At 65.0% G+C, this 21740-nt stretch carries 20 protein-coding genes; 6 read left to right on the top strand and 14 right to left on the bottom strand.

Features of this window, described 5'->3' with window-relative positions; all coding sequences use genetic code 11:
• The first annotated feature begins 62 nt into the window (after positions 1-62).
• Entirely contained in the window at positions 63-281 is a 219-nt protein-coding gene (locus tag AC0L21_RS15930) for a CsbD family protein (protein WP_007606928.1), read from the top strand.
• 65 nt (positions 282-346) lie between these two features.
• On the opposite strand, the gene AC0L21_RS15925 is transcribed toward AC0L21_RS15930, so the two are convergent.
• The 5 genes from AC0L21_RS15925 to ggt form a co-directional block, all read right to left on the bottom strand.
• Positions 347-811 carry an FKBP-type peptidyl-prolyl cis-trans isomerase gene (locus tag AC0L21_RS15925; protein WP_473262779.1) on the bottom strand — a complete coding sequence of 155 codons (465 nt, stop codon included), beginning with the start codon at positions 809-811 and terminating at the stop codon, positions 347-349.
• A gap of 60 nt (positions 812-871) precedes the next feature.
• Positions 872-3163 (bottom strand): xanthine dehydrogenase family protein molybdopterin-binding subunit, encoded by a 2292-nt coding sequence (locus AC0L21_RS15920; protein WP_473262778.1) that lies wholly within the window; start codon positions 3161-3163, stop codon positions 872-874.
• A 2-nt stretch (positions 3164-3165) separates the two neighbouring features.
• The gene (locus tag AC0L21_RS15915; protein WP_473262777.1) at positions 3166-4182 is read right to left on the bottom strand and encodes an FAD binding domain-containing protein; all 1017 of its coding nucleotides are present in this window, start codon (positions 4180-4182) and stop codon (positions 3166-3168) included.
• A gap of 4 nt (positions 4183-4186) precedes the next feature.
• Positions 4187-4750 carry a (2Fe-2S)-binding protein gene (locus AC0L21_RS15910; protein ID WP_473262776.1) on the bottom strand — a complete coding sequence of 188 codons (564 nt, stop codon included), beginning with the start codon at positions 4748-4750 and terminating at the stop codon, positions 4187-4189.
• Positions 4751-4971: 221 nt separating this feature from the next.
• Positions 4972-6558 carry a gamma-glutamyltransferase gene (gene ggt / locus AC0L21_RS15905; protein WP_473262775.1) on the bottom strand — a complete coding sequence of 529 codons (1587 nt, stop codon included), beginning with the start codon at positions 6556-6558 and terminating at the stop codon, positions 4972-4974.
• Between the two features lie 185 nt (positions 6559-6743).
• On the opposite strand from ggt, the gene trhO reads away from it, so the two are divergent.
• Both trhO and AC0L21_RS15895 read left to right on the top strand, forming a co-directional pair.
• The gene (trhO, locus tag AC0L21_RS15900; RefSeq protein WP_473262774.1) at positions 6744-7526 is read left to right on the top strand and encodes an oxygen-dependent tRNA uridine(34) hydroxylase TrhO; all 783 of its coding nucleotides are present in this window, start codon (positions 6744-6746) and stop codon (positions 7524-7526) included.
• The gene (locus AC0L21_RS15895; protein ID WP_473262773.1) at positions 7516-7734 is read left to right on the top strand and encodes a SlyX family protein; all 219 of its coding nucleotides are present in this window, start codon (positions 7516-7518) and stop codon (positions 7732-7734) included. Before trhO ends, AC0L21_RS15895 begins: the two co-directional genes overlap by 11 nt.
• A gap of 6 nt (positions 7735-7740) precedes the next feature.
• Here AC0L21_RS15895 and AC0L21_RS15890 read toward each other — a convergent pair whose 3' ends face one another.
• Positions 7741-9645, bottom strand: coding sequence for a sensor domain-containing diguanylate cyclase (locus AC0L21_RS15890; protein ID WP_473262772.1), 1905 nt, complete (start codon positions 9643-9645; stop codon positions 7741-7743).
• 171 nt (positions 9646-9816) lie between these two features.
• Positions 9817-10032: a hypothetical protein gene (locus tag AC0L21_RS15885; RefSeq protein ID WP_007595236.1), complete on the bottom strand. Its 216-nt coding sequence runs from the start codon at positions 10030-10032 to the stop codon at positions 9817-9819.
• Positions 10033-10142: 110 nt separating this feature from the next.
• On the opposite strand from AC0L21_RS15885, the gene hemE reads away from it, so the two are divergent.
• Positions 10143-11177 (top strand): uroporphyrinogen decarboxylase, encoded by a 1035-nt coding sequence (hemE, locus tag AC0L21_RS15880; RefSeq protein ID WP_473262771.1) that lies wholly within the window; start codon positions 10143-10145, stop codon positions 11175-11177.
• Positions 11178-11380: 203 nt separating this feature from the next.
• Here hemE and hemC read toward each other — a convergent pair whose 3' ends face one another.
• The 3 genes from hemC to AC0L21_RS15865 are packed head-to-tail and all read right to left on the bottom strand — an operon-like array spanning position 11381 to position 14656.
• Complete coding sequence (gene hemC, locus AC0L21_RS15875) at positions 11381-12361, bottom strand: hydroxymethylbilane synthase (protein WP_473262770.1); 981 nt, start codon at positions 12359-12361, stop codon at positions 11381-11383.
• Positions 12362-12386: 25 nt separating this feature from the next.
• A complete protein-coding gene (locus AC0L21_RS15870) occupies positions 12387-14012 on the bottom strand; it encodes a GMC family oxidoreductase (RefSeq protein WP_473262769.1) in 1626 nt (541 codons plus the stop codon).
• 53 nt (positions 14013-14065) lie between these two features.
• Positions 14066-14656: a TetR/AcrR family transcriptional regulator gene (locus AC0L21_RS15865; protein ID WP_473262768.1), complete on the bottom strand. Its 591-nt coding sequence runs from the start codon at positions 14654-14656 to the stop codon at positions 14066-14068.
• Between the two features lie 100 nt (positions 14657-14756).
• Here AC0L21_RS15865 and AC0L21_RS15860 point away from each other — a divergent pair, with 100 nt between their 5' ends.
• On the top strand, positions 14757-15122 hold the full coding sequence (locus AC0L21_RS15860; protein ID WP_473262767.1) for a nuclear transport factor 2 family protein: 366 nt from the start codon (positions 14757-14759) through the stop codon (positions 15120-15122).
• Between the two features lie 328 nt (positions 15123-15450).
• Complete coding sequence (locus AC0L21_RS15855; protein ID WP_473262766.1) at positions 15451-17412, top strand: putative bifunctional diguanylate cyclase/phosphodiesterase; 1962 nt, start codon at positions 15451-15453, stop codon at positions 17410-17412.
• 31 nt (positions 17413-17443) lie between these two features.
• Here the strand turns inward: AC0L21_RS15855 and AC0L21_RS15850 are convergent, their stop codons facing one another.
• Genes AC0L21_RS15850 through AC0L21_RS15835 form a run of 4 tightly spaced genes read right to left on the bottom strand, consistent with a single transcriptional unit; the run spans position 17444 to position 21519 of the window.
• Positions 17444-18832 carry a serine hydrolase domain-containing protein gene (locus AC0L21_RS15850; RefSeq protein ID WP_473262765.1) on the bottom strand — a complete coding sequence of 463 codons (1389 nt, stop codon included), beginning with the start codon at positions 18830-18832 and terminating at the stop codon, positions 17444-17446.
• The gene (locus tag AC0L21_RS15845) at positions 18720-19700 is read right to left on the bottom strand and encodes a PDR/VanB family oxidoreductase (RefSeq protein ID WP_473262764.1); all 981 of its coding nucleotides are present in this window, start codon (positions 19698-19700) and stop codon (positions 18720-18722) included. The genes AC0L21_RS15850 and AC0L21_RS15845 overlap by 113 nt, the downstream gene beginning before the upstream one ends.
• A gap of 10 nt (positions 19701-19710) precedes the next feature.
• The gene (locus tag AC0L21_RS15840) at positions 19711-20463 is read right to left on the bottom strand and encodes a GntR family transcriptional regulator (protein ID WP_473262763.1); all 753 of its coding nucleotides are present in this window, start codon (positions 20461-20463) and stop codon (positions 19711-19713) included.
• Positions 20464-20469: 6 nt separating this feature from the next.
• On the bottom strand, positions 20470-21519 hold the full coding sequence (locus tag AC0L21_RS15835) for an aromatic ring-hydroxylating dioxygenase subunit alpha (protein WP_473262762.1): 1050 nt from the start codon (positions 21517-21519) through the stop codon (positions 20470-20472).
• Positions 21520-21740 lie beyond the last annotated feature (221 nt).

The following is a 21740-nucleotide window of genomic DNA, read 5'->3' as shown; positions in this document are numbered from 1 at the left end:
AAAATCGGAACCCTCATAGCCGTCGAACGTTGTCCCAGCGAGCAAAACGCGAGGAGAGTTTCATGGGTAGCACGACCGACAAGATCAAGGGCACCGCAAATGAGGCAATGGGCAAGGCCAAGCAGGGCGTCGGTGAAGCCACCGGGTCCGAGCGCCTGAAGGGTGAAGGTGCAGTCCAGGAAGTGAAGGGCAAGGGCCAGCAGGCCATGGGCGATGCCAAGGACGCTGCAAAGGACGCGGTTGATCGCGCAGCCGCTGCGGCCAAGCGCGCGACGGAATAAGACGAGATAACACGTCGCACTGAAAGCGAAAGACCGGCCGAGAGGCCGGTCTTTCGTTTGTGGGCTTACTTCACCCCGAGCAACTCCACGTCGAACATCAGCGTCGCGTTCGGCGGGATCACGCCGCCTGCGCCGCGGGCGCCATAGCCGAGCTGCGGCGGAATGATCAGCGTACGCTTGCCGCCGACCTTCATGGAGGCAACACCCTCGTCCCAGCCGGCGATGACGCGGCCCTTGCCGATCGGAAATTCGAACGGCTCGTTGCGGTCGACCGACGAGTCGAATTTCTTGCCCTTCTGGCCGTTCTCGTAGAGCCAGCCGGTGTAGTGCATCACGCAGATCTGGCCGGGCTTGGGCGAAGCGCCGGTACCGGCGACGCTGTCGGTGATCTGCAAACCTGAAGCTGTGGTCATGGTCTTCCCTGCGGTCTGGGCCGAGGCCGTGGTGGAAACGAAATCAGACACGCCGGCGATCACGGTGATCGCGAGTGCCGAGATGGTGGCGAGGAGCACGCGCTGTAAACGCTGCATAAGAGACCTTCCGTTTGAGGCGCAAGGTGTCTAGCGCAACGCCGACGCCGTTTCCACCCCTCACACCTCGATATTTTCGAGCCGCACGGGTAGCTTGCGGATGCGCTGGCCCGTGGCGTGATAGATCGCATTGCAGATCGCCGCATTGGTGCCGACATTGGCGAGCTCGCCGAGGCCCTTCACGCCTGCCGGGTTGATGTGATCGTCCTGCTCGGAAAGCAGGATCACCTCGACGCCGGGCACGTCGGCATTCACGGGCACGAGATAGTCGGCAAGATTGTCGTTGACGTAGCGTGCATTGCGCTCGTCGATCTCGGTGGCCTCCAGCAGTGCCGAGGACATACCCCAGATCAGGCCGCCCATGAGCTGGCTGCGCGCCGTGCGCGGGTTCATGATGCGGCCCGCCGCGAACGCTCCCACCAGCCGGGGGCAGCGAATTTCATGGGTAAAGCGGTTGACGCGGACTTCGACGAACTCGGCACCGAAGGCATAGGCGATCTTGTCCTTCATCTGGTGGCCACCGACGAGCCGCGCGTGCCCGCTGTGCATCGCCGTGAAGGAATCCAGCGGCGCGCCTTCGGGCTTCCACTCGCCATATTCCTCGACGATGCCGACGCCGAGTGCGTCGAAGGCCTTCTCGAGATCGAGAGGACGATCGCTCTGCGCCGCCTGCGTGCTCGGCGCCTGGCTGATACCGACAGTCTCCTTGGCCTTGTCGGCGAGGCTGTCGCCCGGCATCACGGCCTTGAACAGCCTTTGACGAATCCGGTCGCACACCATCATCACTGCCGAGCAGGTGCTGGCAGTCGAGTTCGAACCGCCGGCAACAGGCGCCGGCGGCAGATCGCTGTCACCCAAGAAGACCGCGACTTTCTCCAGGGGCACGCCGAGCCGCTCAGCCGCGGTCTGGGCGATGACGGTATACGCACCGGTGCCGATCTCGTGACCGGCGATCTCGACCCGGGTACGGCCGTCGCGCTGGAGGCGAACGCGCGCGGCAGAGGGCGCCATCTGCGTCGGATAGCAAGTGGCGGCACAGCCATAGCCGACCAGCCAGTCGCCGTCCGACATCGATTTCGGCTGCGGCGAACGCTGCGACCAGCCGAACGCCTTCGCGGCCTCGTCGAAGCACGCCATCAATGACCGCGAGGTATAGGGCTTGCCGCCGATCGGCTCCATGGTGGTGTCGTTGATGCGGCGGAGCTCGACGGGGTCCATGTTGAGCTTCACCGCGAGCTCGTCCATCGCGCTCTCCAGCGCGAAGAGATACGGCACCTCCGGCGGGGAGCGCATGAAGCCGGGCGTATTGCGGTCGGCGCGCACGATCGACACCAGACTGGCGACGTTCGGGCAGGCATAGAGCCGCGTCGTGGTCTTGGTGCCGCCGACGCAATAGGCATCCGGACGCGACGAAACCTCCGCGCCGTCATGCCTCAAAGCCACCAGCTTGCCGTCCCGACCCGCACCAAGCCTGATCTCATGGCGCGTCTCGGCGCGATAGGTCGCGATGGTGAAACCCTGGTCGCGGGTCGGCACCAGCTTGATCGGCCGGTTCAGGCGTTTGGCAATGCCGGCGATGATGGCGGTGCGGGGCGTCATCGAGCCGCGCGACCCAAAGCCGCCGCCGACATACGGATTGACGACACGGACCTTGTCGGCGTCGATGCCAAGCTGCTCGGCGACGCCGTTCTTCAGGCCATAGACATATTGGCTGCCCTCGTAGATGACGAGCTCGTCGCCCATCCAGGCGCAGCTCGTCGTAAACAGCTCCATCGGATTGTGGTGCTGGGTCGGCGTTTCATAGGAGGCGGTGAGCTTGACCTCGGCCGCGTCGAACGCCTTGGCGAAATCGCCGACCTCCGGGTCTTCCTTGAACTGTGCGTTCTGTCCCTTTGCCGCTGCCGTGGTGGTCCCCGGCGAGTCGAAGCTCGCACTCGGCGCCACGGCCGTGTAGCTGACCTTGACGCGATTGGCGGCTTCGCGCGCCGCCTCGTAGCTCTCGGCGATGACGACGGCGATGATCTGGCCGTCATGGGCGATGTCCGCCGATTTCAGCGGCTGGATCGTGGTGCCGGCATAGCCGCCATTGCTGAACAGTTTCGATTCCTTCAGCTTCGGAGCGTTGTCGTGCGTGACGATGTCGATCACGCCGCGGACCCGCCTGGCATCGTCGAGATCGAAACTGTCGATGCGGCCCTTGGCGATGGCGCTCGTGACCAGGACTGCGTAGGCTGGATTGTCGAGCGGCATGTCGGACGCATAAGTCGCCCGGCCCGTGACCTTTGCGGCCGCGTCATAGCGCGGCACGGGATGGCCCATGTTTGCTTTCGGCTCGGGAACGGCAGCAGTCATGATCAGATCTCCATCGTTACGGCCTGCTGGAGCGCGCGCGCCACCACGCGCTTGCCGAGCGCGATCTTGAAGCCGTTGTGCCGGCGGCCCTTGGCGTCGGCAAAGGCGGCATCGGCCACACGCTGCGCCAGACCGTCGTCGAATTTCTGTCCCTTCAGCATCGCCTCCGCCTCGCGCGCCCGCCACGGCACGGTGGCGACGCCGCCGAGCGCGACACGCGCGTCCCTGATCGTGCCATCCTGCACGTCGAGCGCGACCGCAGCCGACGACAGCGCGAACTCGTAGGACTGCCGGTCGCGCGCCTTGAGATACACCGAGCGCGGCCAGCGGCCGTGAACGGAGAACGCAGAGATCAGCTCACCGGGCCGAAGCGTGGTTTCGATGTCGGGCGTCCTGCCGGGCGCCTTGTGCAAGTCCGCGAACGGCAGGTTGCGCGTTCCGGACCTGCCGGTGATCTCGACCATCGCATCGAGCGCGATCAGCGCCTGCGCAAAATCACCGGGATAGGTCGCGATGCACTGATCGGACGTGCCGAGCACCGCATGCATGCGATTGACGCCATCCATGGCGGCACAGCCCGAGCCAGGATTGCGCTTGTTGCAATTCTCATAGGAGACATCACGGAAATAGCTGCAACGCGTTCGCTGCATCACGTTGCCGCCGAGCGTCGCCATGTTGCGCAGCTGGGCGCTGGCAGCGAGCTTCAAGGAATTCGCGATCACCGGATAGTTGCGCTGGATCTCGGCATGCGCGGCCACGTCGGACATCTTCGCCAGCGCGCCGAGCCGCAAGCCGTCATCGCCGAGCTCGATCTCCGACCAGCTGCGCGCAAGCGGATTGATATCGACGATCGCGGCGGGCCGCATCACGTCGAGCTTCATCAGGTCGATCAGCGTGGTGCCGCCCGCGAGCGGCTGCGCTGTAGCCTTGGTCAGCGGATTGTTCGCAGCCGCGGCAGCACTGAGCGCCTGCACGGCCATACCGGGGTCTGTTGCCCTTTGATATGAAAACGGTCGCATGCGCCTAGCCTTTCATGATCTCGGGCGCGGCCTGCTTCACGGCGGCGACGATGTTGGGATAGGCGGCGCAGCGGCAGATGTTGCCGCTCATGTATTCGCGGATGTCGGCCTCGTTGCCCGCATGCCCCTCCTTGACGCAGGCCACGGCGGACATGATCTGGCCCGGCGTACAATAGCCGCATTGAAATGCGTCGTTGTCGACGAAGGCCTGCTGCATCGGATGCAGATGATCGTCGGTGGCAAGGCCCTCGATCGTGGTGATCTCCTGCCCCTCGGCCGCGAGCGCGAGCGTCAGGCACGACACCACGCGCCGATCGTCGATCAGCACCGTGCAGGCACCACATTGGCCGTGGTCGCAGCCCTTTTTGCTGCCGGTGAGCTTGAGATGCTCCCGCAGCGCGTCGAGCACCGTTGTGCGCGCATCGATGCGCAGGCGCTTGTCCTTGCCATTGACCCGCAGCGTGACGTCGACGGGAAGCGCTGGATCCTGGGCGGCCGACACGCTCGCATCCTGTGCGGCCGCACGCGCCGTCATGGGGACCAGCGCACTGCCGGCAGCGCCAGCCATGAAGGCACGCCGATCGAATCCAGATGGTCCGGAACCTGGTTTTTCCGACATGGGAGGGCCTCCGCCGCTTGGAGCAAAAGCAGCGCACGCCTGCACCGCTCATCGGCCCTTAACCTGAAGCAATGAACTCCGTTCCGAACGAGAAAGGGCGACGCAGCAAATGCCACGTCGCCCTTCGTCAACTTTTCCTGATCTTGCGCGGGGAACCCCGTGCGCGGCGATCAGTATCCCAGCGCGCAACCATCCTTGCGCGGATCGGAACCGCCGGTGAGCGTGCCCTTGTCCCAGTCGATCCAGATCGCCTGCGCGCCGCCGAGCGGACCGACGACGCTGGTGGTCTTGTGGCCGAGCTTCTTCAGGCCTTCGACGATCTCGGCCGGCACGCTGTCCTCGAGCTGGTACTGGCCTTCGTAATGCAGGCCGCGCGGCATATCGATCGCCTCCTGCACGTCGCAGCCATAATCGAGAATGTTGGTCACCACATGGGTCTGGCCAACCGGCTGATATTGTCCGCCCATCACCGCGAACGGCATGACGGAACGGCCGCCCTTGGTGAGCAGGCTCGGCATGATCGTGTGCAGCGGGCGCTTGCCGCCGGCGATGCAATTCGGATGGTCGGGCTGGATGCGGAAGCCGCCGGCGCGGTTCTGGAGCAGGATGCCGGTCTTGTTCGAGACGATGGCCGAGCCGAAGGAATGCGCGACCGAGTTGATGAACGAGCAGACGTTGCGGTCCTTGTCCACGACGGTGATGTAGATGGTCGAGGGATTCATCGGCGGCGCGACGTTCGGCAGGTCGAGCATGCCGTCCATGCGGATCTTGTCGATGTGCTCGTTGCAGTATTCCTTGGCGAGGATCTTGGCGACCTCGACCTGCATATGCTCGGGATCGGCGACATGCAGCTCGCGGTGCATGTAGGCGATGCGCGCGGCCTCGGCTTCGAGGTGGAAACGCTCGACGCTGAGAGGCGCGTATTTGGTCAGGTCGAACCGCGACAGGATGTTCAACATCAGCAGCATGGTGAGGCCCGGTCCGTTCGGCGGGCACTGCCAGACGTCGTAGCCCTTGTACATGGTACCGATCGGCGTCGTCGTCTCGGTGGTATGCGCGGCGAAATCGTCGAGCGTGTGCAGCCCGCCGATTCCGCGCAGGGTCTCCACCATGTCTTCGGCGATCGGGCCCTTGTAGAAGGCGTCGCGGCCGTCCTTGGCGATCGCCCGCAGCGTCTTGCCGAGCTCTGCCTGGCGGATGACGTCGCCGGCCACCGGCGGCTTGCCGTGCGGCAGCAGATACCGCTCGGTGTTGGTGCCAGCCTTCAGCTTCTCGAACTGGTTCTTCCAGTCGAAGGCGATGCGGGGGGCGACGACGTAGCCTTCCTCGGCCGCCTTGATCGCGGGCTGGAGCAGGCGGTCGAAGCCGAACTTGCCGTGATCGCGCAGAACGGTCGCAAAGGCGTCGATCACGCCGGGAATCGAGACCGCATGCGCCGAGGTCAGCGGCACGGAGTTGATCTTGCGCTCGAGATACCAATCGGCGTTCGCCGCCTTCGGCGCGCGGCCGGAGCCGTTATAGGCGATGATCTTACCCTCGCCGCGCGGCTGGATCAGCGCAAAGCAGTCGCCGCCGATGCCGGTCGATTGCGGCTCGATCACCCCGAGAATGGCCGAGCCCGCGACGGCCGCGTCCACCGCCGTGCCGCCCTCGCGCAGCACCTCGATCGCGGCGAGCGACGCCTGCGGATGCGAGGTCGCCACCATCGCGTTGGTGGCGTGGACCGTGGACCTGCCGGGGAAATGGAAGCTTCTCATCGAATTCTTGCTCTCGTTGGCGTCTGGCGCGGATGGCGTGTCGTTTCGGAAAAAGTCGGGCCTACATGACACATTCCGGCCGGCCGGGGCAATGCTGGCATGCCAGGGAAATGGCTGCCATCCGTTGGGAGTAGAGCTGCTCGTTGCGGGTTTTCCGGGCACGCTGCGCCTGCTAAACGGGCGCCATGATTTACAAGGTCGCCGCCTTCTACCAATTCGCTGCCCTGCCCGATTACCGCGAGCTGCGGGAGCCGCTGCGCGCGTTCTGCGCCAGCCTGGCGCTGAAGGGCAGCGTGCTGCTCGCGCAGGAGGGCATCAACGGCACGGTCGCGGGCCCGGGCGAGGCGATCGACGCCCTCACCCATGAGCTCGCGCACGGCGACATGTTCAGCGGCAGGTTGAACAATCTCGAACTGAAGTTCTCGACCGCCGAGACAATGCCGTTCGGCCGGCTCAAGGTGCGGCTGAAGAAGGAGATCGTCACGCTCGGTGACGAAGCCGCCGATCCGACGCGGCAGGTCGGCACCTATGTCGATGCGAGCGAATGGAATGCGCTGATCGCGGCGCCCGACACGCTGGTGCTCGACACCAGGAACGCCTTCGAGGTGGCGATGGGGACGTTCGACGGCGCGCTCGACCCCGGCATCAGGAGCTTTGGCCAATTCAAAGATTTTGCGGCCCAGCAGCTCGATCCGGCCAAACACCGCAAAATCGCTATGTTCTGCACCGGCGGCATCCGCTGCGAGAAGGCGAGCGCGCACCTGCTCGCGCGCGGCTTTGCCGAGGTCTATCACCTCAAGGGCGGCATTCTCAAATATCTGGAAGAGGTGCCGGAGGCGGAGAGCCGCTGGCGCGGCGAATGCTTCGTGTTCGACGAGCGCGTCGCGCTCGGCCATGGTCTGCAGCAACTTGGCTTGCAAGAATGTGGATTGCGCGAACGGGACAAGGACGCGACACGTGACGAATGAGATCAAGACGCTCGGCGAGCGCATCGACACGCTGGAGACCCGCCTCGCCTATCAGGACGACGCGATCGAGACGCTGAACCAGACCATCACCGCGCAATGGAAGCAGATCGACGCGCTGACGCGGAGGATCGCGGAGCTCGGCGAGCGGCTGCAGGAGGCCGAGGCGAATGCGCCGGGGGCGACCAATGAGCGTCCGCCGCATTATTGAGCGGGGTTACTGACCGGACGCCTTGAGCAGGAGGTTGCTCACCTCGCCCGACATCATCAGCCGGTTGCGCCCGGCCTCCTTGGCGGCATAGAGCGCCTGGTCGGCGGCCTCGATCAGCGAGACCACGCCGGCCGTGCGCTCCAGCGCCGGCCGGCAAGCAGCACCGCCGAGCGAAGCGGTGACGCAGCCAGCCGCATGGTTGCTGGTGTGGACGAGGCCCGCATCGCGGATCGCCCGTCGAATCCGGTCGCCGATCAGGGCGCAGCCGGCAGCGTCGGTGTTCGGCAACAGCATGGCGAACTCCTCGCCGCCGTAACGCGCCGCCAGATCGCCGGAACGATGCATCTCGGCGGCGATGATCTGGGCCACCTGCCGGAGGCAGGCATCGCCCGCGGGATGGCCGTATTCGTCGTTGTAAGACTTGAAGTGGTCGACGTCGATCATCAGCAAAGAGAGGCTGGAGCGCTCGCGATAGGCACGCGCCCACTCCTCCTTCACTCGTTCATCGAAGCGGCGGCGATTGGCAAGCCCGGTGAGGCTGTCCTCGATCGCGAGCGTTTCGAGCCGGGTCTCGAGCTTCTTCTGCTCGGTGATGTCCCGCGAGATCGCGACCACGCCGTCGACGCGGCCATTCTCCTTGCGGGTCACCCGCATGGTCGATTCGAGCCAGACTTCGGCATTCTGCCGGTGCGCGTTGCGATAGGTGACGCGCACCTCCTCCTTCTCGCCGCGTTTCATGGCGTCGACGAGAGCCTGCACCTGCGGCCGGTCGTCCGCGTGAATGCCGGCGAGCGCGAGGGTCCCGATCAGCTGATTGGCGCGCCAGCCGACGACGCCAATCGACGATGGCGAGACATAGCGCAACCGCTCGTCGAGCCCGATCCGCGTCACCATGTCGCTGGAGCCTTCGGCAAGAAGTCGGAAATGCGCTTCCTTCTCGACCAGCGCGGCCGCCATGCTCTGGCCGCGTTGCAACTGCCGCACCAGCACCGCACCGATGATCGCGATCAGCATGACCAACGCGAGCACGTAGACCATGCGGGAGATCGCCGCAGCACGCCAGGGCGCCAGCAGTTCGGCCTTATCGACGGTGGCGAGCAGGACCAGCGGATAGCGGCCGGAGCGCTTGAAGAAGCTGACGCGTTCGGCGCCGTCGAGCGGCGACTTGAAATGATAGGCGCCGCCCGGCCGTTGCAGGCTGGCGTCGCGGAACAGCGGCGTATCGGCAACGCTGCGACCGACGAACCTGTCGTTGCTCGGGTTGCGCGCGATGATCAGGCCGTCGCCGTGCGTCAACGCCACCGAGCTGTTGCGGCCGATCTCGAACTGTTCGTAGAAATGCGAGAGATAGTTGGAGCTGATGGTCGCGAGCACCACGCCGCCGAAGCTGCCGTCAGGCTTGTTGAACCGCCGCGACAAGGTGACGACCCATTCGCCGTCGAGCAGGCTCTTCACGGGACGGCCGACATGGGGCTCCCGTTTCGGGGAGAGCTGGTGATAACGGAAGAATGCGTCGTCGTTGAGAGTCGAACCGATCGTACCGGGCGAGGTCAACCAGTTGCCGTGTTCGTCGATGATGGCGAGGCTGTGGACACGCTCCATCGCCTTCTTGCGCGCCTCCAGCAGGGTTCTGAGCTTGGCGATCGTGGCCGGCTCGGCGCCGTCCATCTCCAGCCGGCTGACGACGCCGACGACGCCTGAATCCAGCAGATCGAGGCTGTCCTCGGCATGCTGCGTCAGCGAGCGAGCAACATTCGCCATCTCGGTCTCGGCACCCTTGAGCACCGCGTCGCGGGCCGCCCATTCCCGCCAGCCGCTGACGCCGAGGATGGCCACGCAGGTCAGCGCGACAAACGCAGCCGCCCGCAACGGCAGGCGGCTCCATCCGGCTCTTTGGGTCACAGCGCTCATGCAGCAGAAATCTCCGATATCCGGAACTTCTGCTGCTTCTGTTATTGAACTCTGAAACGCCGGGATAAATATGCAGTGATGTTGCCGGTTTCCCGTAGTCGTACGTACGCCGGAATCGGCGCATCGCTAACAAGGCATTAGCAAACCTATCGGAATTCGGCGCTCCCCGCCTTAGCTGAAGATGGCCTTAACCTTGTCCCAGAGCGAGGGATTGTCGGCTTCCGCATCGGCCTTCGAGGGCGTCGGCTGGGCGGCGCTCACGGGATCGGACGCGGGGAAGGTATCCTTCAGCCCGGCGTCGAGCTTGGCGTGGCGGTCGGCGGCGAGGGCTTCGTGCAGATCGTCGGCGTGCTTGTCATGCGGCGCAGGGTTGAATGTCTCAGCCATGGTCTCGTCCTCCGTTGGCTGGTCAACGCGGCCCAATTGCGCTTGGTTCCCCTGTTCCGCTTCGGGCCGTAGCGGTGTATCAGGAGCCCTAACCATCTTCAGGACCGTTCGTGCCCCAGTCTGCGACAAAACCCTTTATCGACGTCCTCTCCGGCCAGCGGCAGGTCATTCCGCCGGTCTGGATGATGCGGCAGGCCGGCCGTTACCTGCCGGAATATCGCGAGGTGCGCGCCAGGGCCGGCGGCTTCCTCGACCTCTGCTTCAACCCGGAGCTTGCCGCCGAGGTGACGCTGCAACCGATCCGGAGGTTCAGCTTCGATGCGGCGATCATCTTCTCCGACATTCTGGTGATCCCCTATGCGCTCGGCCGGTCCGTGCGCTTCGAGGTCGGCGAGGGTCCGCGGCTCGAACCGCTGGATGATCCCGCCAAGGTCGCGACACTGGCGAAGCAAGCCGATTTCGGCAAGCTCGCACCGGTGTTCGAGGCCCTCAAGATCGTGCGCGGGGCGCTCGATCCCAAGATCGCACTGATCGGCTTCTGCGGCGCGCCGTGGACGGTGGCGACCTACATGGTCGCCGGCCAGGGCACGCCCGACCAGGCGCCGGCGCGGATGATGGCCTACCGGCATCCGGAGGCGTTCGCTGAGATCATCGACGTGCTGGTCGAGAACTCGATCGAATATCTGCTGGCGCAGCTTGCGGCCGGCGCCAGCGTCTTGCAGATCTTCGACACCTGGGCCGGCGTGCTGCCACCCGCCGAGTTCGCGCGCTGGTCGGTCGAGCCGACCCGGCGCATCGTCGAAGGCGTGCGCGCCAAGATGCCGGATGCGAAGATCATCGGCTTTCCGCGCGGTGCCGGTGCGCAACTGCCCGGGTTCGTCGAGGCGACCGGCGTCAACGCGGTCAGCATCGACTGGACCGCGGAGCCGGCCTTCATCCGCGAGCGCGTGCAGAGCAAGGTTGCGGTTCAGGGCAATCTCGATCCGCTGGTGCTGATCACAGGCGGCGCCGCGCTCGACCGCGCGGTCGACAACACGCTGGCGAATTTCGCGCAAGGGCGGTTCATCTTCAATCTCGGCCACGGCATCCAGCCGGAGACGCCGATCGCCCATGTCGAGCAGATGCTGAAGCGGGTGCGGGGCTGATTTATTTTGCGCCTGGAGAGCGGGAAAACAAAAAAGCGCGAAAACAACCCCATGCACAGTAGAGAGGCCACGCCCGATCAATGACTTAGGGCGGACGGAAATCGGGTGCGCCGTCATCGCATCAGATTGCACCAACATTTGACCCGTCGGGCAAAACAGGCGCATGATGCCATCATCGCACCTATGCCCGCCTCGCGGCCGACTTAGCTCGGCCGGCTGCGCTCGATGATCTCGGCGGCGCCCCTGGCCAGCAGATCCAGTCCTACCGCACGGCCGAGTTCGCGTGGACGATCGGCGGGGCCCGACCGGAAGGCTTCGATGATGGTGTTGCCCGAGAGATCGAGCACGGACGCGGTGAGCGACATCTGATCGCCCGCAACGGTCGAAAAGCCCGCCACCGGCGAATTGCAATGGCCGTTCAGCACCCACAGCACCTCGCGCTCGGCATCGGCACAGGCATGCGCGGAGGGATCGTCGATCGATGCGAGGATGCGACGCGTCTGCCAGTCCTGTACCGCGCATTCGACGGCGACGATGCCCTGCCCCGCTGCCGGGAGCATTTCCGCTGCGGAGAATTCGTAGCCGATGCGATGGGAAAGCCCGACGCGGTCGAGGCCGGACCGCGCCATGATGAGCGCATCCGCAGGCCCCACCGCGCCGCCATCCGGCAGGCGCTGCTTCTCGCCATTGTCCAGTTTTCGCACGCGGCTGTCGGCGGCGCCGCGGAAGTGGATGATCTCGACGTCGGGAAACAATCGCCGCGCATAGGCGGCGCGGCGCACGGCGTTGGTGCCGATCTTGAAACCCTTGCCGCGCGATTGGCGCAGCGCCTCCAGCGTCACGCCCTCACGCAGCACCAGCGCGTCGTTGGGAGGATCGCGCGAGAGCGTGGCGCCGATCACGAGGCCCGGCGTGTCTTCGTTGCCGGGCATGTCCTTCAGCGAATGCATCGCCGCCTGGAGTTCGCCCGACAGCACGGCGGCGCGGATCTGCGCCACGAAGGCACCGCCCTTGCCGCCATGGGGCAGCAGCTTGCTGGTCTGGTCGAGATCGCCCGTGGTGTCGAACTTGACGATCTCGACGTCGAGATCGGGCATGGCGGCGGTCAGGCGGCGCGCGATCTCTTCCGTCTGTGCCAGCGCCATCGCGCTCTTGCGTGTGCCGATCTTGAATCGCGTAGCCAAGCCCAAATCCTCTCAAGACGCGAGTTTACCGCGCATCCTCCAATATCATGTCGGAGGCCTTTTCGGCGATCATGATGATCGGCGCGTTGGTGTTCCCCGACACGAGATCGGGCATGATCGAGCCGTCGACGATTCGGAGGCCTTCGAGGCCCCTCACCTTCAGCCGCTGATCGACCACCGCGAGCGCATCATTGCCCATACGACAGGTCGAGGTCGGATGGTAGATGGTGCTGCCCCGCTCACGGCAATAATCCAGCAGCTCGGCATCCGTGGACACCTTCGCTCCGGGATCGTACTCGTCGACCACGAACGGCTTCAGCGCCGGTGCATGCAATATCTTGCGCAGGATCTTCAGGCCTTCCACGTTGGTGGTGCGGTCGGTCTCGGTCGACATGTAGTTGATGCGGATCTCCGGCGGCACTGTCGGGTCGGCGCTTTTGATGCGCAAGGATCCGCGGCTTTCGGGACGGAGCTGGCACACCGACGCGGTGAAGCCGGAGAAATCATGCAGCTTCTCGCCCATCTTGTCGGTCGAGAACGGCAGGAAGTGGACCTGGATGTCCGGCGAGGCCAGCCGCGGACTGGTCTTGAAGAACGCGCCCGCCGTGCCGGCCGCGATCGTCAGCCAGCCTTTGCGGAACAGCGCATAGCGCGCACCGGCCATGGTGCGGCGGAGCGGGTGATTGACGGTGTCGTTCAGCGTGATCTTCTGCGAGCAGCGCATCACGATACGGACCTGCATGTGGTCCTGGAGATCGTGCCCGACGCCCGGCGCGTCCAGCACGACATCGATGCCGTGCTTGCGCAGGAGGTCGCCGGGCCCGACGCCGGAGAGCTGGAGCAGCTGCGGCGAGTTGTAGGCGCCGCTCGACAGCACGACCTCCTTGCGCACACGGGCGCGGCGCAGCGTGGCGCCCTGACGGTATTCAACGCCGACCGCGCGGCGGCCCTCGAACAGTACGCGCTGGCCGAGCGCGCCAGTCTCGATCTTGAGATTGCCGCGGGCCTTGGCGGGGCCGAGATAGGCCACCGCCGTCGAGGCGCGGCGGCCGTTGCGGGTCGTGGTCTGGAACAGGCCGACGCCTTCCTGCGTGGCGCCGTTGAAATCAGGATTGTAGGGCAGACCGGTCTCGACCGCGGCGTCCATGAAGGCCTTCGACAGCGGATCGGTCACCACCATGTTGGACACCGGCAGCGGGCCGCCGCTGCCGTGATATTGATCGGCGCCGCGCGACTGGTTCTCGGCCTTCTTGAAATAGGGCAGCACGTCGTCATAGCCCCAGCCGGCGTTGCCGCGCTGACGCCATCTGTCGTAATCCTCGTGCTGACCGCGGACATAGAGCAGGCCGTTGATTGAGCTCGATCCGCCCAGCGTCTTGCCGCGCGGCTGGAACACCTGACGGCCCTTCAGCTCGGGCTCCGGCTCGGTCTGGTACATCCAGTTGACGGTCTTTTCCTTGAACAGCTTGCCGTAGCCGAGCGGCACGTGGATCCAGATGTTGGAATCCTTCGGGCCTGCCTCGAGCAGCAGCACGCTGTGCTTGCCGTTCGCCGACAGCCGGTTGGCGAGCACGCAGCCCGCAGAGCCGGCACCGACGATGATGTAGTCGAACTCGGGGTCGGAGGGCGTCAGGGAGGAAGTTGCGTTCATGCGCTACTGTTCTTTTTGTTGGTGTGGGCGTTTCCAATCATCACTTAGCACGATCATGCAGCGACGCGCAGCGCCTCGACCAGCGACCTGAACGCACGGGCATATTCCGCGCCCGCCCTTGCGATATCGGCGCGTCCGGCGCAGGCGACCGCCGCTTCCGTGACCGCGCCGAGCAGCAGCCGGGCCAGCGGCTCGACCGGCTGCCGCGCGATCAGGCCCGCCTCAATCGCCGCCGCAATCGCACGCGGCAGCTTGCCACCGAAATGTTTCGCGTCGATCTCGCGCCAGCGCTCCCAGCCGAGCACGGCCGGCCCGTCGCGCAGGATGATCTGACCGGTCGGGCCCTTGGCGGTCGCCGCGAAATAATGCTGGGTGCCTGCGACCATCGCGGCAAGCACGTCCTTCTCGGCACGGGCCGTGCTGTCGATCTCGGCGACGAGGTCGCGCGAGACCTGGTCGAACACCGCTTCGAACACCGCCTCCTTGGTCTTGAAGTGATGATAGACCGCGCCCTTGGCGACGTGGGCGGCTTCGGCGATTTCGTCCATCGTCGTCGCGGCAAAGCCTTGCGTCCCGAACAGGCGGCGCGCCGCCGTCAGGATCGCCTCCGATGTCGCAGCCCGCCGCTCCGCCTGTTTCGCCATGGCTCTGCTGTAGTCGAAATGGACCAGGACAGCCAGTTGACTTTTCGACCGCCGGTCGGTATTTACCGACCATTAGTCGGTTTTACTCGTGAGGTGCGCCATGCCGAGCCGTGATGTCGTCGAAGCTTTTGCCAAACGATTGGAGGACGGGGATTTCGTCGGGGCGATCCTCGACTATTACACGCCGGACGCCGCCACCTATGAAAACCAGGCCGAACCTCTGGTCGGACGCGACAAGCTCGCGGCCAAGGAGCGCGGCGTGCTGGCAGCCTTCAACGAGGTCAAGGCGGTGCGCATCGGGCCAAGCCTGATCGAAGGCGATCATGTCGCTACGCGCTGGAGATTCAGCTTCACTAATGCCGAGGGCATCATCCGAACGTTGGACGAGATCACATGGCAGACGTGGCGGGGCGATCAGTTGATCGAGGAGCGGTTCTATTACGATCCGAAGCAGTTGGGGCGGTGATGCCTAAAGCACAGCTGTCATCGCCCGCGAAGGCGGGCGATCCAGTATTCCAGAGACGGCAGTGATTCCTCGATAGGCTGCGGCGTACTGGATGCCCCCGCCTTCGCGGGGCATGACAGCGGAGTTGGTAGTGAGCATGCTCCTGCCGCGACGACGATGACGACCGCGCCTCGCATTTGTATCGATTTGTTATCGATACAATATCGCGAACACGCAGAAGTGGTCACAGCAATCGTCGCAAGCTCAGATCATTCATAGTTCGTCAAAGGTTTGCAGCGAATTCTCCGGGCCGGGCCGGACAAGCGGCCCATGCTGCTAGGCTCTGGGAATGCGGACTCAAACGACCAGCTATTTCGCGCGGCTGTTCGCCGGCGATCTGTCGGCCTTTGGCGGTCCCGTAACCGACGAGGCCGTCGCCGGCCATATCCGCGCCGAACAGATGTCGCTGGTGCTCGGCTATTCGGTCGGCATCATGCTGGCCAATGCCTGCAACGCCGGCGTGCTCGTCGTCGCGCTGTGGCATTCGCCGGACTTGAAGCTGGCCTTGATCTGGGCCGCCATCGTGGCGGGCGCCGCGATCGCGTTCGGCCTGCAATCCCATGCCGCGCGCCGCATCACCAAACCGCAATTCGTCTCGCGCCGGGCCATGCATCGGCTGGTGCGCAATGCCTTTCTCCTCGGCGCCGCCTGGGGCACCGTTCCGGTCGCATTCTTCGCCAATGCCTCGACGGGCGGGCAGCTCGTCATCACCTGCCTCTGTTCGGGGATGCTGGCCGGCGGCGCGCTGGCCTTCGCCACGATCCCGATCGCCGCGATCGCATTCACGGCCCCGATCTTCGCTGGCATCGCGATCTGCCTCGGCAGGAATGGCGATCCGGCGTTTCTGCTGATCGCCTTCCTGGTGGTGGTCTACGGATCGGTGCTGCTGCGCAGCGTGTTCGTCAATTCGATCGCGTTCGCGCGGCGCGTGATGCGGCAGATCGAGGCCGAGCGTACGGTGCGGCAGGATCCGCTGACGCATCTGCCCAATCGCGTCGCGTTCAACGAAACGCTCGATGCAGCCTTGAAACGGCTCGCTCTGTCCGGCGAGGAATTCGCGGTGCTTCTGCTCGATCTCGATCGTTTCAAGGAGGTCAACGACAAGTTCGGCCATGCCGCCGGCGACGAGTTTCTGGTCCAGATCGCAAGCCGCCTGCAACGCTGCACCCGCGCGGCCGAGCATGTCGCACGCATCGGCGGCGACGAATTCGCGCTGGTGATGGCCAATCTGGCGCGGCCGGAGGATGCGCTCGGGATCGCCGAGCGCTTCGTCGCGGCCTTCGATGAACCGTTCCAGATCGAGGGCCGCCAGATCGTCGGCGCGACCAGCGTCGGCATCGTGCTGGCGCCGCGTGACGGCAGCACGCAACTCGACATCATGAAGAACGCCGACACCGCGCTCTACCGCGCCAAGAAGGCCGGACCCGGCACGGTGTGTTTCTTCGAGGAGGCCGACGACCGCTCGTCACGCGACCGCAAGGCGCTGCAATCGGATCTGGAAGGCGCCATCGCCAGGGACGAGCTGTTCCTGGTCTTTCAGCCCTTTCTCGACCTCGGCGGCAACCGCATCACCGGGTTCGAGGCGCTGCTGCGCTGGCAGCATGCCCAGCGCGGGCTGGTGCCGCCGAGCGAGTTCATTCCGATCGCCGAGGAAACGGGGCTGATCCACGAGATCGGCGAGTGGGTCGTCCGCCGCGCCTGCGCGACGGTTGCCGAGTGGCCCGAAGAGATCAGGGTCGCCGTGAATTTCTCGGCCGCGCAGTTTCACAACAACGGCCTCCTCCAGATCATCGTGCAGGCGCTCGCGGACGCGACGATCGCCCCGCACCGCCTCGAGATCGAGATCACGGAATCGATGCTGCTGTCGAAATACGCCTCCGCCGCGTCCGTCCTGAATGCGCTGCTGGAGCTCGGCGTCACCGTGGCGCTCGACGATTTCGGCATCGGCTTCTCCTCGCTGACCTACCTGCGCAAGCTGCCGTTCAGCCGCATCAAGATCGACCAATCCTTCATCCGCGACATGCTGGTGCAGCCCGACTGCGCCGCGATCGTGAAATCGGTGATTGGGCTCGCGCGCGACCTTCGCATCGGCGTGGTCGCGGAAGGTGTCGAGACCGCCGACCAGCTCGAATATCTGCGCCAGATCGGTTGCGACCAAGTCCAGGGTTATCTCATCAGCCGGCCGGTGTCGGCGGATGGCGTCCTGGCGCTGCTTGATCCGAAGAAGCTGCGGGCGACCTACGCGGCGTAGGGCGTATACTCGCAACTGAAGTCTTCTCGGGTCACAGCAGGCTTGGCATCACGACATCGGTGATGACGCGCAGCGGCGGCAGATTGTTGTCCTTGGCGTTGTAGTTGCCTGCCGTGGCGACGACGACCAGATCGAGCCCCGGAAACACGGTCAGACGCTGACCACCATTGCCGGCAGCGTTCCAGAGGCGCTCGTTCGAGCGCGATATCGTCGGTGTCTCCATGGTGAAATCCAGATTGTACCATTGGTAGCCGTAATGGCGCTCTTCCGCGATGTGCACCAAAGGCGAAGTGCTGCGGGCGATCCATTCCGCGGGAACCACCGAACGGCCGTTCCAAACGCCACCGCGCAACGTCAGCTCGCCGATCCGAGCGAAATCGCGCGGGGTCATCCGCAGGCCGGAAGCCGCGATCAGTTCACCGCCGTTGTCGGCGTACCAATCGGTCGCGCCGATACCGAGCGGGTCGAAAAGAACCTCACGCCCGTATTCATACAGCGATTTGCCCGTGCCTCTGGCGATCAGCCGCCCCAGCAGCGCAGTGGCGCCACCATTATAGACCCAGCGCTTGCCGGGCTCCATTATCATCGGTCGGTCGAGGATATATCGGTAGCGATCAGGCGCCATGTCCATTGCGGTCTCGCTGTTGGCCGGGTTGGTATAGGGCATCGCCTCGTTCCATTCGGTGCCCATTGTCATGGACAGCACGTGGTGGAGCGTCCAGCGGCTGCGAACCGGATCTGCCGCGAGATCCGCATATTCGGGAAAAGACGGCAGCAGCTGATCTTCCGGCGCCGGCACTTTGCCGGCCGCCAGCGCGATGCCATAGAGCAAGCCGACGATGCTTTTGGATGCCGAGCGCAAATCGTGAAGCGAATCCGCCTTGAACGATACCACGCCGATGGGCCGGCTTCCTCTCGCGGTGTCCTCACCCTCGAAGTAGCGCTCGAAGACCAGCCGTCCATTGCGCACCACGATGACGCTGTGGAGATTCCAGACCCGCTTGTCGGCAATGGCCTTGTCGAGCCGAGCGTCCAGATCATCGGAAAATCCGGCTTCGCGCAACGAGATCGGCTGCCATTCAAAAGCCGCGGCCGAACTCTCGCCAATCATCTGGCCGATCAACACCCCTCCTGCGCCCGTCAACACCCGACGTCGGCTTAATCCCAACTCATTCATGGTCAGGTCTCCAGGCTGCATTTGGCCGCGGCGCAACCATAACATCGCCCGCGACCACGCCAAAGACTCGAAAATCTTGAAAGACGCAGTTGACCAGGTGTTGCCACGGCGTCCCCGCCCCAGCTTCTCCTCAGACCGGATCCGCCCGCAGCAGCGTGTCCACGGTGATGGTGCCGCGGGCGCGGGAGACGCAGGCGCAGATCTTCTGGTTGCTTTGCTTCTGATGGTCGCTGAAGAAGACATCGCGATGGTCGATCTCGCCGTCGATGGCGACCACGTCGATGGCGCACAGGCCGCATTCGCCCCGCTTGCAATCGTACATGACGTCGTGGCCGCTGGCGTTGAGGACATCAAGCATCGAACGCTCGCGCGGGATCTCCAGCTCGATATCTGAGCCTTTCAGGCGCACGCGAAATGTCTCGGTCGGCAGCGTGCCGCTGGAACCGAAAGTCTCGTAGCGAAGATCGGGAAGCGGATGGCCGGCGCCGATCCAGGCGTGGCGCGCGGCATCCAGCATCCGCATCGGGCCGCAGAACAGCGCCAGCGCCTCCTTGGGCACCGAGGCAAACAGGGCGTCGAGATCGAGCCGCTTGCCCTCATCGCTGGCGTGAACGACCAGGCGATCACCAAGCGTTGCGGCGAGGTCGTCGAGATAGGCGGCCTCAGCGCGCGAGCGCACCGCGTAATGCAGCGTGACATCGGCGCCGCGCCGCGCCAGCGCCTGCGCCGCACCGAGGATCGGGGTGATGCCGATGCCGCCAGCGATCAGGCAGTAGCTTGGACGCGCCCAATCGACCGCGAGCAGCGAGGCGGGCGTCGTGATGTCGAGCCGCGCGCCCGGCTGCAACGACCACATATAGCGCGAGCCGCCACGCGAATCCTCGGCGCGGCGCACCGCGATCCTCAAAGCCTGCGACGACGCTTCCCCGACCAGCGAATAGGACCGCGTCTCCGGCTGCCCGTCGATGGTGACGCTGACATTGATGTGACTGCCGACCGGATAGGCGGCGCCATCGAACTGGTCCGGCCGGATCAGGAATTCGCGGATGCCCGGCGCAAGATCGCGCGTCGAGACGAGCGTCGCCGGAATCCAGGTTTCGATGAAGCGCATGACACTCCCCTCAATCGGTTGCGGTCTTGATCAGCGCAAGCGCCGGCAGAAGGTCGAGATGGGTCCGGTTGCGTAGCGCAAGCCGCAAATTGCGCACCGCGAGCCGCGCATGCTCGCGCATGACCGCCTCGGCGCGCGCGCCTTCGCGGTTTTCGATGGCGTCGATCACGACACGGTGGTGCTCCTGCCCGATGATCAGGATCTGCTGCGCCTCGGGCAGCGCCGACTGCGCCATCACGAAACCGCTCGGGGATGCAAACGGCAGCGACGAGGCGCGGTCGATCTGCCGGATCAGCGGCGGGCTTCGCGACAATTCGGTGAGCAGGGCGTGGAAGCGCGCGTTCAGTGTGACGTAGGACGAGAACGCATCGACCGAGATCGGGACCTGGCGCAGCAGTTCGTCAATCGCGGCCAGGCACTCCTTCAGCGGCTCGAGCTCGCGCGCGGAGACGCCGCGCTCGGCGGCAAAGCGCGCGGCGAGCCCTTCCAGCGTGCCGCGCAGCTCGATGGAGTCGGAGATGTCGCGCTCGGAGAACGCCTTCACCATGAAGCCGCCGGAGGGAATCGCCTCCAAGAGGCCCTCCTCCTCCAGCCGCACCAGCGCCATGCGCACCGGAGTGCGCGAGGCGCCGGTCGTCTCCACCGCCTGGAGTTCGGAGATGCGCTCGCCCGGACGCAACGAGCCCGACAGGAGCTGATCGCGCAGCGCGAGCTGCGCCTTCACGGTCTGCGAGATGGAGCGGTCGACCTCACGCTCGGCCATGTCGGCTTACTCCGCGGCCTGGAGATGCTGGGGCGGGCTTTCCTTCGCCACCATCTTGTCGATCAGCTTGCGCGTCCACATCGCGCCGGCGTCGATGTTGAGATTGTAGAAGATGCGATCCGGGTTCTCGTCCATCGCGCGCTGCTGCGCCTCGAGGATCAGCTCGTCCTCGTGGAAGATGCCGGAGACGCCCTCGCGGATCTCGGTGGTGATGCGCTGCTCGCCGAGCTGATAGTTGCGCACGAAGGCCCAGAAATAGTGGCAGGTCTTCTCGGTCTCCGGCGTGATGGTGTTGAGCACGAAGCCGTTGACGCCCTGCGAGCGGTCGCCTTCGGGCGCGCCGGTGCCGGTCGGAGCAACACCAACGTCGATGGCAATGGTGCACGGCGCCTCGAAGCGGATGATCTGCCAGCGGTCGACGAGGCCGGACTTGCCGAGTTGTTTCGCCCAGAACGGCGGCGCCTCGATGCCGCGCATCCAGCGCGTCACCGTCACCGTCTTCTCGCCATGGGTGACGTCGAACGGCGCCTCCGCGACCGCCTCGTTGCCGATGGACGAGCCGTGCACGAACGTCTCGTGGGTGAGGTCCATGAGATTGTCGAGCACGAGGCGGTAGTCGCAATTGACGTGGATGGTCTTGCCGTCGCCGGCCCAGGCCGGGTCGTGATTCCAGTGCAGGTCGGGCACCAGCGCGGGATCGGCCAGCGCGGGATCGCCCATCCAGAGCCAGATGTAGCGGTGACGCTCGACCACGGGATAGGCGCGCACGCAGGCCGATGGGTTGATGGTCTCCTGCGACGGCATGAAGGTGCAGCGCCCTTGCGCATTGTACTTCAGGCCGTGATAGCCGCAGACGACGGTGTCGCCCTCGAGCCGGCCCTTGGACAGCGGCACCAGGCGGTGCCAGCAGGCATCCTCCAGCGCGGCCACCGAGCCATCGGCCTTGCGGTACATCACGACGTGCTTGCCGCAGATCGTCCGGGGCAGCAGTGCCGGCTTCACATCGGCGTCCCAGGCGGCGGCATACCAGGCGTTCATCGGGAAGGGTTTTGTCACCGGTCTCACTCCCAAGGCTTTGAATACGTTATGTATACAATATCAGCGGGATGGAATCGTTCAAGGCCGAATTTGCCCTACCATAATACCGTTATTCTTGTTCCGGTATACAGACGAGATATTGTCCCAGCGGCGCACCCGCAAACTCGTCATGCCCGGGCTTGTCCCGGGCATCCACGGTCGTGATGCCGTGCCAAAGACGTGGATGGCCGGGATAAACC

Source organism: Bradyrhizobium sp. WSM4873 (assembly GCF_055811355.1).
The sequence above is the reverse complement of the archived record's forward strand: the minus strand, read 5'-3'. Positions and strand labels throughout refer to the sequence as shown.